General features: G+C 73.8%; 10 protein-coding genes. 2 read left to right on the top strand and 8 right to left on the bottom strand.

Features of this window, described 5'->3' with window-relative positions; translation table 11 throughout:
* Positions 1-87 precede the first annotated feature (87 nt).
* From AC6JBM_RS38735 to AC6JBM_RS38705, 7 genes are all read right to left on the bottom strand, one after another.
* Entirely contained in the window at positions 88-1,221 is a 1,134-nt protein-coding gene (locus tag AC6JBM_RS38735) for a cellulose binding domain-containing protein (RefSeq protein ID WP_497978841.1), read from the bottom strand.
* A gap of 71 nt (positions 1,222-1,292) precedes the next feature.
* Positions 1,293-3,464, bottom strand: a complete 2,172-nt coding sequence (locus AC6JBM_RS38730; RefSeq protein ID WP_497978840.1) for a glycoside hydrolase family 31 protein — start codon at positions 3,462-3,464, stop codon at positions 1,293-1,295.
* A complete protein-coding gene (locus AC6JBM_RS38725; RefSeq protein ID WP_497978839.1) occupies positions 3,461-4,537 on the bottom strand; it encodes a glycoside hydrolase family 15 protein in 1,077 nt (358 codons plus the stop codon). Before AC6JBM_RS38725 ends, AC6JBM_RS38730 begins: the two co-directional genes overlap by 4 nt.
* A 10-nt stretch (positions 4,538-4,547) precedes the next feature.
* Entirely contained in the window at positions 4,548-5,813 is a 1,266-nt protein-coding gene (locus AC6JBM_RS38720; protein WP_350611702.1) for an ABC transporter substrate-binding protein, read from the bottom strand.
* A gap of 22 nt (positions 5,814-5,835) precedes the next feature.
* The gene (locus tag AC6JBM_RS38715) at positions 5,836-6,639 is read right to left on the bottom strand and encodes a carbohydrate ABC transporter permease (RefSeq protein ID WP_497978838.1); all 804 of its coding nucleotides are present in this window, start codon (positions 6,637-6,639) and stop codon (positions 5,836-5,838) included.
* The gene (locus AC6JBM_RS38710) at positions 6,632-7,513 is read right to left on the bottom strand and encodes a carbohydrate ABC transporter permease (RefSeq protein ID WP_497978837.1); all 882 of its coding nucleotides are present in this window, start codon (positions 7,511-7,513) and stop codon (positions 6,632-6,634) included. The genes AC6JBM_RS38715 and AC6JBM_RS38710 overlap by 8 nt, the downstream gene beginning before the upstream one ends.
* Entirely contained in the window at positions 7,513-8,697 is a 1,185-nt protein-coding gene (locus AC6JBM_RS38705; RefSeq protein ID WP_497986617.1) for an ROK family protein, read from the bottom strand. The genes AC6JBM_RS38710 and AC6JBM_RS38705 overlap by 1 nt, the downstream gene beginning before the upstream one ends.
* A 139-nt stretch (positions 8,698-8,836) precedes the next feature.
* On the opposite strand from AC6JBM_RS38705, the gene AC6JBM_RS38700 reads away from it, so the two are divergent.
* Both AC6JBM_RS38700 and sigJ read left to right on the top strand, forming a co-directional pair.
* Entirely contained in the window at positions 8,837-9,892 is a 1,056-nt protein-coding gene (locus tag AC6JBM_RS38700; protein WP_497978836.1) for a Gfo/Idh/MocA family oxidoreductase, read from the top strand.
* 36 nt (positions 9,893-9,928) lie between these two features.
* Complete coding sequence (gene sigJ, locus AC6JBM_RS38695) at positions 9,929-12,037, top strand: RNA polymerase sigma factor SigJ (protein WP_497978835.1); 2,109 nt, start codon at positions 9,929-9,931, stop codon at positions 12,035-12,037.
* Between the two features lie 5 nt (positions 12,038-12,042).
* Here sigJ and AC6JBM_RS38690 read toward each other — a convergent pair whose 3' ends face one another.
* Positions 12,043-13,155, bottom strand: coding sequence for a glycosyltransferase (locus AC6JBM_RS38690; RefSeq protein ID WP_497978834.1), 1,113 nt, complete (start codon positions 13,153-13,155; stop codon positions 12,043-12,045).
* Between the last annotated feature and the right edge of the window lie 36 nt (positions 13,156-13,191).

Below are 13,191 nucleotides of genomic sequence, written 5' to 3'. Positions count from 1 at the left end.
CAGGGATAGTACTGATGCGGCTCATGACCGCGGATCCGTCGAGCGGCCGGACGTGGGGGGGCCGCATGGGGACGGCCCCCCGCAGGGTCAGGAGAGCGCGCAGCTCACGGCGGGTGCGGCGTTGGTGCTGTTGTTCCACGAGGCCAGGAAGCCGAACGAGGTGCTACCGCCAGGAGCCAGGGCGCCGTTGTACGTCACGTTGCGTGCCGTCACCGTCGCGCCGGACTGGGTCAGCGTCGTGTTCCAGGACTGGGTCACCTGCTGGCCGTTGGCGAACGTGAACGTGGTCGTCCAGCCGGTCGACGCGGTCGTGGACGTGTTCGTCAGCGACACCTCGCCCTGAAAGTTTCCGCCCCACGACGAGACGACCTTGTAGGTCGCGGAGCACTTTCCAGCAGCCGGTGACGGGGAAGCCGAGGCCGAGCGGGACGGGGACGGGGAGACCGAGCGGGAGGGCGAGGCCGAGGCCGAGGCCGAGGGGGACTGGGGAGTTGTGCCGCCCAGGACCCGGGCCAGCACCGGGTACCACGCGTCCGACATCTTCTGGAAGCCGGTGTCGTTCGGGTGCACGCCGTCGCCCGTGTCGGCCACCGCGTCGAAGCCCGTCCACAGGTCGGCCAGCACGATCGGCGACTGGGCCGTGGTCAGGCCCGCGGCCCACGACGGCAGCGCGTTGTTCAGGGCGATCACGTCGGCCGGGCAGGTGGCGCAGGCCGCGGCGCTCATCGGGATGATCTGGGCCACGATGATTTTGATCGCCGGGTTGTTCGCGCGCATCTGGCCGACCAGCTTCGTGAACGCCGCCAGCTTGGTGGCCAGCGGGATGTAGCCGCCCCACATGTCGTTCGTGCCCAGGTGCATGAGGACGATGTCGGGGGCGGCCGCGGCCAGCCACGGCGGGAGCTGGTTGTTGTCGGCGATGCCCGTCGCCGAGTAGCCGCCGTGGCCCTCGTGGTCGAAGTCGTAGGCGTAGCCGGGGTTGCAGCCGCCGCCGTCGGAGACGCCGCCGACGAAGTCGATGTTCGTGTAGCCGCTGGTCTGCAGGCGGTGCCAGAGCTTGGCGCGCCAGCAGCCGGGGCCGGCGGTGATCGAGTCGCCGAGCGGCATGATGCGCACGGGGGCCGCGGCGGTCTGGGCGGCCCCGGCGGGCTGGACGAGGACGAGGCCGGCCGCGGCCAGGGCGGCGGCGATCAGGGCAGGAAGGAAGGATCTGCGCAGCACGGGGAGAACTCCTCATGGAGAAGACAGGCAGGGGTTCATCGGCCGGCTCCCACGGCAACGCGCTGAGGATGCTACCCCAACAGGCCCCGATGGCGATCGATCGCTTCGCGGCGGCACCAGACCGGGATCTCCTCCAGCGGCGCGTCCACGCTCACCACCCGGCCTCCGTCCGACGTCTCGCCGGTGCGCAGGTCGGTCCAGCGGCCCGGCGGCAGGAAGGCCTCGCGGGTCGTCGCGCCTTCCTCCAGTACCGCCGCGACGAACAGCTCGTCGCCCAGCTGGAAGTCGAACGGGTGCGCCCACGCCTCCGGCTCGTGCGGGTGGGCGAGGGCGACCGCGCGCAGCAGCGGCCAGCCGGTGTCGACGGCCCGGGCGGCCTGTTCCGCCAGGTACGGCACCAGCCGCTCGCGCAGGTGGGCGTAGTGCCGGAAGACCGGCAGCACCCGGGCGTCGCCGGTCTGCTCGGCGATGTTCCACGGGGTGCGGTCGCGCGACGGTGTGCGGTGATGGTTGAACTCCGAGTGGTACTGCATGATCGGCAGGAACGCCGACAGCGCCGTGGCCCGCAGGTAGAGCTCCGCGCTCGGGACGGGCCCGGAGAACCCGGCGAGATCCCAGCCCCAGTGGACGATCCCGCACGCCGCCGCGCTCAGCCCCGCCCGCAGCGACGAGCGCATCGCCTCCCAGGTGGAGTCCTCGTCGCCGGCCCAGAACACGCCGTGCGCCTGCGACCCGGTGAAGCCCGCGCGGCTGAAGGTGACCGGCGCCCGGCCCGCCGAGCGCAGCAGGTCGCCGTAGGCCGCGGCGTATTCGACGGGGAAGCGGTTGTTGCCGCTCGCGCCCACCGAGCCGTCGGCGTAGCGCAGGTCGTGGCCCCAGGCGTGCTCGCCGCCGTCGGTCTTGAAGCCGTCGATGCCGACCTCCTCGACGAGGTACCGCCGCTTGGAGAGCCACCAGTCGCGCGCCTTCGGGTTCGTGAAGTCCGGCATCAGCGCCAGCGGGAACCACCAGCCGCGGTTGCGGTACGGCCGGCCGTCCCCCTCCCGAACCCCGTAGCCCTCGCGCACGATGGCCGCCGCGTCCGCCGCGGCCTGCCCGGTGGGGTGCGGGCGCATCTTGGCCAGCGGGATCTGCCACAGCAGCACCCGCACGTCCCGCTCGTGCAGCCGGTCGACCATCCCCTTGGGGCCGGGCCACGCGCCGGCGGCCGGGAAGGCGAAGTCGGCGAGGCGGTGCGGGCTCCCGTCGTCGTGCACCGCGTACTCGGCGTCGCGGAACGCCGTGAACGTCGACTCGTCGCTCCAGGCCTCGATGACGACCACGCCGACCGGCACGTCGTGCCGGCGGTGCAGGTCCATCTCGGCGGTCACCCGGGCCTGGGTGTTCCACTCGTTGCCGCTGGCCCAGAGCCGGAACACCCAGTCCGGCAGCCGCTCGGGCCGGCCGACCCGGTCCAGCCAGCGGGCCAGGTTCTCGCCGGGCGAGCCGTCGAGGAAGTGCACGTCGAGCCGCCCGTCCACGACGTCGGCCTCGATCTGGATGGCGTCGCCGATGTCGAACCAGGTGCGCTCGGCGGTGTCGACGTGGAAGGCCCAGCCGGTGCCGCCCAGCACGTGCGCGAACGGCATCGGCAGGTAGGTCCGGCCCGCCGCGCCCTGGCCCTTGTACTGCTCGAACACGGTCGCGTCGATGGCGTGCCCGCGCTGGTCGAGCCGGTCGAACCGCTCGCCGAAGCCGAGCACGTGCTCGCCGCCGTCCAGCCGCAGCGCGAACCGCACCCTGTGCACGCCCTCGCCGTCGGCCAGCCACGACACCGAGCCGGGCACGATCCGGCTCTCGCCGTGCGTGGTCAGGGTTCCGCCGGTCGGCGACCAGGCGGCACCGCTCACCTGGAACCAGCGCGTGCGGCGGGTGACGGTGCCGTCGGTGGCCACGAACCGGTAGCGCACCGTCCGGCCCGCGGGCAGCGGCGGACTGCCGGCCGACCAGCGCACGCTCCGGCCCCGGGGCCCGGCCGCGGCCGAGGCGAGATGGCCCTCGGCCCCGGCGACGGGCCCGGCCGGGGCGTCGTCGCGGCTGAGCTCGAAGGTGCCGCCGTCCCACTCGCAGCGCACGGCGACGACCGACGCGGCGGCGGCCACGCCGAGATCGACCCGCTCGCCGCAGAGCGGGCGCACGGGCACGCGCTGGTCGATTGACGGCTGGTACGCGTGGCCGGAGCCGAAGGGGCGGTGCCGGATCATGCCGTGACTCCCAGTTGTGCGGCGAGGGACAGGAAGGCGCCGTGCGACCACAGCAGCGGGGTGGCCACGGGCCCCCAGCGCTCCAGCCACTCCTGCCGGTGCTCCGGCGCGAGCAGGCGGTCGCTCACCTGCTCCGGCAGGTCACCGTTGGCCGCGGCCGTGCCGGCGATCCACCCGAGCTGCCGGCGCGCGTCGGCCGGCCGGTCCAGGCGCAGGTAGGCGTGGCCGAGCAGCGCGGCGAGCACCGGCCACCGGCCGCCGCCGTAGAACACGTCGGCCCGGAAGCGGTGCACGCCCCCGCCGTCGAGCAGGTCCCGCTCGACGGCGGCGACGGTCCGCCGCGCGGTGCCGGCGTCGACGACCGCGAACGGCGCGACCGCGGCCAGCAGACTGCCGTCCACGGCGTCCGAGCCGAGCCACTTGCGCAGCCGCCCGTCCACCCGGCCCTCGGTCGCCACCAGCGCGGCGATCGCGTCCGCCGCCGCCCCGGCCGTGGCGGCGCCGGCGGCGTCGAGCAGCCCCGTGCGCAGCGCCGCGCGGAGCCCGGCCTCGACCGCGGTGAGGGTCGCGACGTGGACCCGCTCGGCGTGCTCCTCCCACCAGTCGTAGCAGGGCAGGCGCCAGGTCGCGGCGAGGTACCGCACCGTGCGCCGGACCGCGGGGGCGAACGGCGTGCCGTCCGTCCCCGCGGCCGCCAGGAACCGCTCCAGCGTCCACAGCCAGGTGCCGTAGCCGTCGAGCTGGAAGTCCCACCAGCTCTCGGTGCCGTCCCGGCCGTCGAGGGTGTACCGCGTCGGCAGGAACCGCGCCTGGTCGACCTCGGCGCCGGCGGCGAGCGCGGCGACGACCTCGTCGATGCGCTCGGCCCGCTCGTCGATGACCCGCGCGGTCCACTCGTGGAAGGCCCGCGGCCCGTCGGTGACGCCGTGCGCGAGGAGCCCGTCGGCGACGAACGCGCCGTCGCGCAGCCACGCGTAGCCGTACACCTTGAAGCTGGAGCAGGCCGGGTAGGCCCCGCTGGGGGCCTGCTCGCGGGTGATCACCTTGATGCTGTGCTCGACCAGGTCCTGCATGTGAGATTCCTTAGGAGAGCAGTGCCGTTACCTGCTGGGCGGCGTCGTCCAGCGTCTTCTGCAGGTCCTCGCCGGCGGCGGCCTTCGTCAGCGCCTTGTCGACGATGTCCTGCATCTGCTGCTGCTTCGCGACCACCGGCTGCAGCGACTGCTTACCCAGCGCGTCCATCACGGCCTGCCGGTTCGCGGGCGGCTTGATGTCGAGGTAGCCGGAGAGCTTGGCGGGGTCCGCGAGCGGCGGCAGCTCCCACGCCGAGCTGACCCGGGAGTTCACGCTCTGCTCGGACGTCGTGAGGTAGCTCAGCCACTTGAACGCGGCGTCCTTGTGCGCGCTGCGGGCCGAGACCGCGACGCCGTTCTGGAACACGGCGCTGGCGCGCTGGGCGTCGCCCGGCTCCACCACGACGTCCCAGCCGAACGGCACGTCCTTGAGCGTGTCGAACTGCCAGTTGCCGTTGTGCCACATCGCGAGCTTGCCGGACTTGAACAGGTTGGTGTCGAAGTCCGGGGTGCCGCCGACCTCGGTGAGCGTCGGCATCGTGGCGCCCGGCTTGCCGATCAGCCACTTCGCCGCGGCCACGCCCTGCGGGCTGTTGAACGTCGCCTTCTTGCCGTCACCGCTCAGGAACGACCCGCCGGCCTGGCTGACCGCCTTGTAGAACTCGTTGAAGGTGACGGGCTGGAAGTCGCCGTAGACGCCCTTGGCCTTGTCGGTGAGCTTCTGGGCCGCGGCCGTCTCGTCGGACCACTTCCAGTCGGGCGTCGGGTACGCCACCCCGGCCGCGTCGAAGAGCGCCTTGTTGTAGATGAGCACCACGGTGGAGAAGGACTCCGGCAGCGCGTACTGCTTGCCGTCGTGCTTGAACGCGTCCAGGGCGCTTGACGCCAGTACCGATGGCTGCCAGGTCTTGTCGCCGGCGGACGGGCCGGCGAGGTCCGCGAGCGAGCCGGCCTGGGCGTAGGTGACGAAGTTCTGGTAGTCCAGCTCGAACGTGTCCGGGGCGGTGCCGCCCGCGATCGAGGTCTGCAGCTGGGTGAAGTAGTCCTTGTAGGCCGCGGTCTGGACCTGCACCTTGATGTCCGGGTTCGCCTTCTCGAAGGCGGCCCTGATGTCGTCGAGGTCCTTGAGGTGGTCCGGGGCGGCGGAGAACGTCAGGTAGTGGACGGTGGTGACGCCGCTCTCGGAGGAGTCCTTGGTGGCGGACCCCTTCGAGCAACCGGTGACGGTCGCTAAGAGGGCGATGCCGGCGACGGCGATCTTCAATCGCAGGGACATGGTGGCCTCACATTTCGGGGTGTTATTTGAGACCGGCGTTGGCGACGCTCTGCACGATGTGCTTCTGCGCCAGGGCGTAGAGGACGAGCATCGGCACGATGCTCACCACGGAGCCGGCCATGATGGCGTTCCACTGGTTGCTGTACTGGCCGCTGAGGGTCGACAGGCCCAGGGGGAGGGTCATGAACTCGCGGGAGCGGATGGCGACGAGCGGCCACAGGAACGCGTTCCAGCTCGACATGAACGCGAACAGGCCGTAGGTGGCCAGGGCGGGCCGGATCAGCGGCAGGATGATCCGCAGGAAGATCCGGACGTGCCCGGCCCCGTCGACGAAGGCCGCCTCGTCGAGCTCACGGGGCAGCACCGCGACGGACTGGCGCAGGAGGAACACGCCGAACGCGGAGGCGATCGTCGGCACGATGAGTGAGGCGTACGTGTCGACCAGGTCGAGCGCGCGGATCTCGATGAACAGGGGCACGACGAGCACCTGCATCGGGATCATGAGGGTGGCGAGGTACCCGACGAAGACCACGTTCTTGCCGGGGAACTCGAGGCGGGCGAAGGCGTAGGCCGCGGTCGAGCTGGTGATGAGCAGCAGCGCCGTGGACACGACGGCCAGCACGAGACTGTTGAGGGCGATCCGCCAGAAGGGCAGGAACTCGAAGAGCTTGCGGTACCCGTCCAGCCCGGCCCGCTCGGGAATGAGCCGGGGCGTGGTGAGCACGTCGCCGCCGACCGTGATCGACGTGACGACGGTCCACACGAACGGGAAGATCATGAAGAGCGCGCCGGCCGCGAGCAGCGCGATGAGCAGCCGCCTAGACATAGTGCACCCACCGCCGTTGCAGGCGCTGCTGGACCACGGTGACCACCAGGATCAGCGCGAACAGCAGCAGGCTCAGGGCCGAGGCGCCGCCGGCGTCGCCGTAGCGGAACGTCAGGTCGTAGATCTCCTCGACCAGCGGCCGCGACGCACCGGCCGGCCCGCCGCCGGTCATGACGTAGATCTGGTCGAACACCTGGAAGCCGCTGATCAGCGAGATCATCACGACGAAGTAGCTCGACGGCGTGAGCAGCGGGAACGTCACCTTCCAGAAGCTCTGCCAGGCCGACGCGCCGTCGAGGCGGGCCGCCTCCAGGTACTCCTCCGGGATCGACTGCAGCCCGGCCAGCAGGATCACCATGACGAACCCGGAGTCCTTCCACGCCGACGCGATGACCGTGGACGGGATGGCCCAGCCCGGCGAGGCCCACCAGCCCGGACCCGGGATGCCGGCCAGCCCGAGCAGGTGGTTGACCAGCCCGTTGGCCGGGTTCAGCAGCCACTTCCAGGTCAGTGCGACGACCACCCAGCTGGTGACCACCGGCAGGAAGTACATCGAGCGCAGGAGGTTGCGCCCGGGAAAGCGGCGGTTGAACGCGACGGCGAGGGCGAGGCCGCAGACGTACACCAGCGGCAGGTAGAGCGCGAGGAACAGCAGGGTGTGCAGCAGCGCGTCGCGGGTGTCGGCGTCGCCGAGCAGGCGGGTGTAGTTGTCCAGGCCGATCCAGCGCATCGGCGACTGCAGGTTCCAGCTGTGCAGGCTGATCCAGCCGGCCGCGACCATCGGGGCGAGCGTGAACATCGCCAGGGGTACGGCGCTGGGCAGGAGGAACAGCGCGACGATCCCGGCCTTGCGGATGCCCTTGGGGCCGACCATCACTCCACCGCCCCGTCGCCGCGGCCGTGCAGGCGGGCCACGACGAGATCGGCCTGGGCGCCGCCGAACCCGTCGAGGTCGAACGGGGCCGCGAGCACGAGCGCCGCCGCGCCCTGGGCCCAGTTGCTGTCGTCCCAGGTGTCCACGACCAGTGCGATCCCGTCGGACCGGCGGACCTGGCGGCGGGCGAACTCGGCCCGGAACGCGGCGTCCCAGTGGATCCAGTGCGCGACGCCCTCGCCGGCGATGACGATCCGGTCCGGGTCGAGGATGTTGGCCGCCCCGGCCACGGCCCGGCCCAGCAGCCGCCCGGCCTCGGCCAGGATGCCGGTGGCGGCCACGTCGCCACGATCGGCCGCGGCGACGAGCGCGCCGAAGCCCTGCCGGGGCCCGAGCACGCCGCGCTCCCGCCCGGTGCGCTCCAGCGCCGGCTCTCCGATCCAGGCCTCCAGGCAGCCGTGCCGGCCGCATTGGCACCGCGGGCCGTCATCGTCGAAGTCGAGGCCCAGCGGCACGTGGCCGAACTCGCCCGCGCCGCCGCGGCTGCCGCGGTAGACGGTGCGGTCGGCCACGATGCTCAGGCCGATGCCGCGGCCGATGGTGAGCACGAGGAAGTCGTCGGCCTCGCGGCCGTGGCCGTACAGCACCTCGGCGACGGCCAGCGCGTTGACGTCGTTCTCGACCACCACCGGCAGCCCGAGCACGCCGCGCAGGTGCCGGCCCACGGGCAGCTGCCGCCACTGCAGCACGTCGGCGTCGACCAGGCCCTTGTCGGGCCGCTGGACCACGCCCGGCACGGCGACCCCGACGCCGAGCAGCGGCGGCAGGCCCGGGTCCGGCGCGGTGTGCGGCGTCAGCTCGGCCGCGAGGCGGGGCAGCGCGTCCGGCGCCATCGCGTCGAACGCCATCGTGGCGCTGGACAGCAGCTGCCCGTCGAGGCGGACGTTGACCACGACGAGGTGGTCGGCGGCGACCTTGACCCCGAGCGCCCGCCCGGCCGAGCCGACCAGCCCGATGAGCGATCCGGGCCGTCCGCCGCTCGACGGCGCCTGGGCGACCTCCTCGACCAGCCCCTGCTCCAGCAGCCGGCGCATGATCTGGGACACGGCGGCCGGACTGAGGCCCAGCTCACGCGCGATGTCGGCCCGGGAGGTCGGTCCTCGACCGCCCAGGAGGGCAAGCACCGCGGACCTGGACAGGTCCCGCCCGGCTCCGTGCTTCGCTAACGGCACTTCGTTCACCTACTTCATGAAGTCGCGATACAAAGTCCCACGCCGCGCGGTCAAGGTCAAGGGGTCTCGTTCCTGGTGGAAGACTGGCTCCATGAGCGAGACCACCCTGCGCGTCGGGCTGATCGGCTACGGCCTGGCCGGCTCCGCGTTCCACGCGCCGTTGATCAGCACCACGCCCGGACTCAGCCTGGCCGCGATCGTCACCGCCAACGCCGAGCGGCAGGCCGCCGCGGCCGAGCGGTATCCCGATGCCCGGATCGTCGGGCGGGCCGAGGAGCTGTGGTCCGCGGGTGACCTCGACGCGGTCGTCGTCGCCTCGCCGAACCGCACCCACGCGCCGATGGCCCGCGCCGCGCTCGAGGCCGGGCTGTCCGTCGTCGTGGACAAGCCGCTCACCCCGGCGTCGGCCGAGGCCGAGGAGCTCGCGGCGCTGGCCGCGAAGCAGCAGAAGCTCCTGACCGTGTACCAGAACCGGCGCTGGGACGGCGACTTCCGCACCGTGCGCCGCCTGGTCGCCGAGGGCGCGCTCGGACGGGTGCTGCGCCTGGAGTCCCGCTTCGACCGCTGGCGCCCCGTGCCCAAGGGCGGCTGGCGCGAGAGCGGCGACCCGGCCGAGGCCGGCGGCCTGCTCTACGACCTCGGGAGCCACCTCGTCGACCAGGCCCTGCAGCTGCTCGGCCCGGCGACCGAGGTGTACGCGGAGGCCCACACCCGCCGCGCCGGCCTGACCGTCGACGACGACACGTTCATCGCCCTGCGCCACGAGGGCGACGCCCGCTCCCACCTGTGGGCGACGACCCTGGCCGCAAAGGCCGGCCCCCGGCTGCGCGTGCTGGGCGACCGCGGCTCCTACCTGAAGTACGGCCTGGACGTGCAGGAGGACGCGCTGCGCGCGGGCCGGCTGCCCACCGAGCCCGGCTGGGGCCAGGAGGAGCCGGGCGCGTTCGGGGTGCTCACCGACTACGACGGCGTGGACCACACGGTGCCCACCGACCCGGGCGCCTATCAGGACTTCTACGCCGGCTTCGCGGCCGCCCTGCGCGACGGCGCCCCCGCGCCGGTCGACGTGCACGACGCGATCGCCGCGCTGAAGGTGCTGGAGGCGGCCCGCCGCTCGGCCGACACCGGCGAGGTCGTCAAGCTCTGATGTCACACATCCGGCGGCGGTGACGTCTTGTCACGCATGGGGCCCGATGACTTCACGCCGCACCGCCGCCGCCTGATCGACGTCGCCTACCGCATCCTCGGCACCGTCACGGATGCCGAGGATGTCGTGCAGGAGGCATGGCTGCGCTGGTCCGCGGCCGACCGGTCCGAGGTGAGCAGCCCGCAGGCGTTTCTCGTGACGGTGACCACCCGCCTCGCGATCGACCGGCTGCGCCAGGTCCGGGCCCGCCGCGAGGCCTACCCCGGCCCCTGGCTGCCCGAGCTGGTCAGCACCCAGCCCGACCCGCAGGGGCGCGCGGAACTGGCCGAGAGTGTCGAGCTGGCGCTGCTGGTCGTGCTGGAGACGCTGTCGCCGCTGGAGCGCGCCGCGTTCGTGCTCCACGAGGCCTTCGGCCTCTCGCACGCCGAGATCGCCGGCATCATCGGGCGGAACGAGGCCGCGACCCGGCAGCTCGCCCGGCGGGCCCGCGATCACGTGCGGGAGGCGCGGCCCCGCTACAGCGCTGATCGGGCGCAGCGGCGACGGCTCACCGAACGCTTCCTCGCCGCCTGCTTCGGCGGCGACCTGGCCGGCCTCGTCGACCTGCTCGCCGCGGACGTGCGGCTGGTCGCCGACGGCGGCGGGCGGGCCAAGGCGCCGCTGCGGGTCATCGAGAGCGCCGACCGCGTCGGGCGCTTCCTCACCTCGATCTCCAACGACGAGGGCGCCCAGCGCTTCCTCGTCTCCATCGGCCTGCCCAGCCCGGCCGCGTTCGAGATCACGATCGAGGACGTCAACGGCGCCCCGGCGATCGTGGCAAGGGTGGGGGGAGCGCGTGATCCTGGTCCTCGCCGTGGAGCCGGACGGGGAGCGCGTCGGCACGGTGTTCCTCGTCGCCAACCCCGAGAAGCTCGCCCGGGTGTCACGTTCCGCAGGGGGCGCCGCGTCCACACCCGCATGAGGAACTCCATCACCATCGTCGGCGGCGGCGTGGCCGGGCTGACCGCCGCCATCGCGTGCGCCGAGCGCGGGCTCGCCGTCACGCTGCACGAGGCCCACCGGTCGCTGGGCGGGCGGGCGCGCTCGACGCCCGGGCCGTACATCGCCAACGACGGGACCCACGTGCTCTACAGCGACGGGGAGCCCTTCCGCTGGCTCGCCGCGCGCCGCCTGGTCCAGCCGTGCAGCAGGCCCACGCCGGGCGAGCTCGCGAGGTTCCGGTTCCGCCGCGACGGGCGGATCCGCTCGGCCCCGCCCCTCGCGCTGCTGCGCATGGTCTCGCACCGCCGGCTGACCGCGCCCGTGGACGAGTCCTTCGGCGACTGGGCCACGCGCCGGTTCGGCCCCGAGGCGACGCGGGCCGCCGCGGGCGTGGTCGGCGTCATCACCTACACCGCCGACCCGGGCCGCCTCTCGGCCGCGTTCGTGTGGGAGCGCCTGCTGCGGGCCGTCGCGCCGGGCTGGCCGGCGGTGCGCTACGTCCACGGCGGCTGGTCCGCGATGGTCGAGCGGATGGCGGCCCACGCCCGCGGCCTCGGCGCCACGATCGTCACCGGCGAGCGGGTCGACGCCCTGCCCGGCGGCCCGGTCATCGTGGCCACCGGCCTGGACGCCGCCCGCGCCCTGCTGGGCGACGACTCGCTGCGCTGGCCGAGCGGGCGGGCCGCGCTCGTCGACCTCGGGCTGCGCGCGGACCGCCGCGACCCGTTCGTGGTGTCGGACCTCGACGAGGGCGGGTTCGTGGAGCGCTACTCGCTGCCGGACCCGAGCCTCGCCCCGCCCGGGCACGCCCTGGTGCAGCTGGAGCTGCCGGCCCGCCCGGACGAGCCGATCCCGGCCGCCACCGCGCGCGCCGAGGCCCTCGCCGACCTGGCCCTGCCCGGCTGGCGCGAGCGGGTCACCTGGCGCCGCGACGCGTTCGCGAACGGGCGCACCGGCGCGGTCGACCCTCCCGGCTCGACCTGGCGCGACCGGCCCGCGATCGGCCGCGGCGGCGGGGTGTGGCTGGCCGGCGACAGCGTGGCCGCGCCCGGGATGCTGGCCGAGGTCGCGCTGAACTCGGCCCGCCGCGCGGCCGAGGCCGCATCCACAGCCGTGGAACTTTCACCGTCCGCGGTGCCGAAGGCATCGACGCAGCGTGATTGATGGGGTCAGGCCAGCATGGCCTCCAGGCGGTCGGCGGCCCGCTCCGGGCCGGCCGGCGTGGGCTCCGTGAAGCCCGCGGCCCGGGCCCCGTAGCCGGTGTCGGTGAGGGCCGCCCACAGCCGGTCGGCGGCCGCCTCCGGGGTCCAGGCGTCGGCCGGCAGCCAGCGGGCCAGATCGTGCCGGGCCAGCCGCTGGGCCACGTCCGGCCGGTCGGCGCCGTGCGCCAGGATCACCTGCGGCGTGCCCGAGAGCAGGGCGCGCACGGCGGTGCCGATCCCGCCGTGGTGCAGGATCGCGCCGCACTGGGGCAGCGCCGAGGGGAAGGGCAGGCGGCGGTACCACGCGAAGCGCCCGACCCGCTCGGGCGAGACGACCACGACCGGGTGGTCGACCAGCCCGGCCGCGGCGAGGGCGACCTCGTAGTACCGCGGATGCAGCATCTGCCCCGTCCCGCCCGTCACGAGGATCGGGCGCCCGGGCAGGTCCACCGTCTCGCCGTCCTCGTCGCCGCAGACGAACCCGGTCAGCGCCGCCCGCGACCGCATCCCGGCCGCGTCGAACCAGCCCGGCCACAGCCCCAGCGTCGGCACCCGCAGGAACCCGGCCCAGTCGGCCACCGGCGCCAGCCCGAACCCGGCCCGCACCGCGTCGACGCCCGCGGCCAGCCCCTTGCGCGCGTGCGTCGCGGCGACCGGGGCCACCATCAGCTGCACCGGGGCGACCGCGACCCAGACCGCCGGCGCGCCGAGCAGGTCCGCGGCGACCAGCACCGACAGCGCCGAGGTGTGCCGGCCCACGAGCACCGTCTCGCCGGGCCGGTGCCGCTCGGCCAGCAGCTCGACCTCGCGGCGCAGGTCGTCGAAGAGGCCCCGCGTCTCGTAGTAGCGGCGCAGGTCGTCCGGGCGCCGCACGGCCAGCAGCTCGGGGGTGTGCGCCTGCTGCTCGCGGTAGCGCTCCTCGGTGTCGATGGCGGCGAAGCCGTAGGGCGCGTGCCGGGCGAAGGGTGCGTGGCTCACAAGCGTCACGTCGTGGCCGCGCGCGGCCAGCGCGGCGCCGACGCGCGCGAACGGCAGGACGTCGCCGGCCGAGCCGTGCGCGACGAGCAGGAAGACCGCCATGGCGGTGGAGTATGACCACGGCGGCGGCCGCGTTTC

This window comes from Dactylosporangium thailandense, from assembly GCF_059739745.1.
The sequence above is the reverse complement of the archived record's forward strand: the minus strand, read 5'-3'. Positions and strand labels throughout refer to the sequence as shown.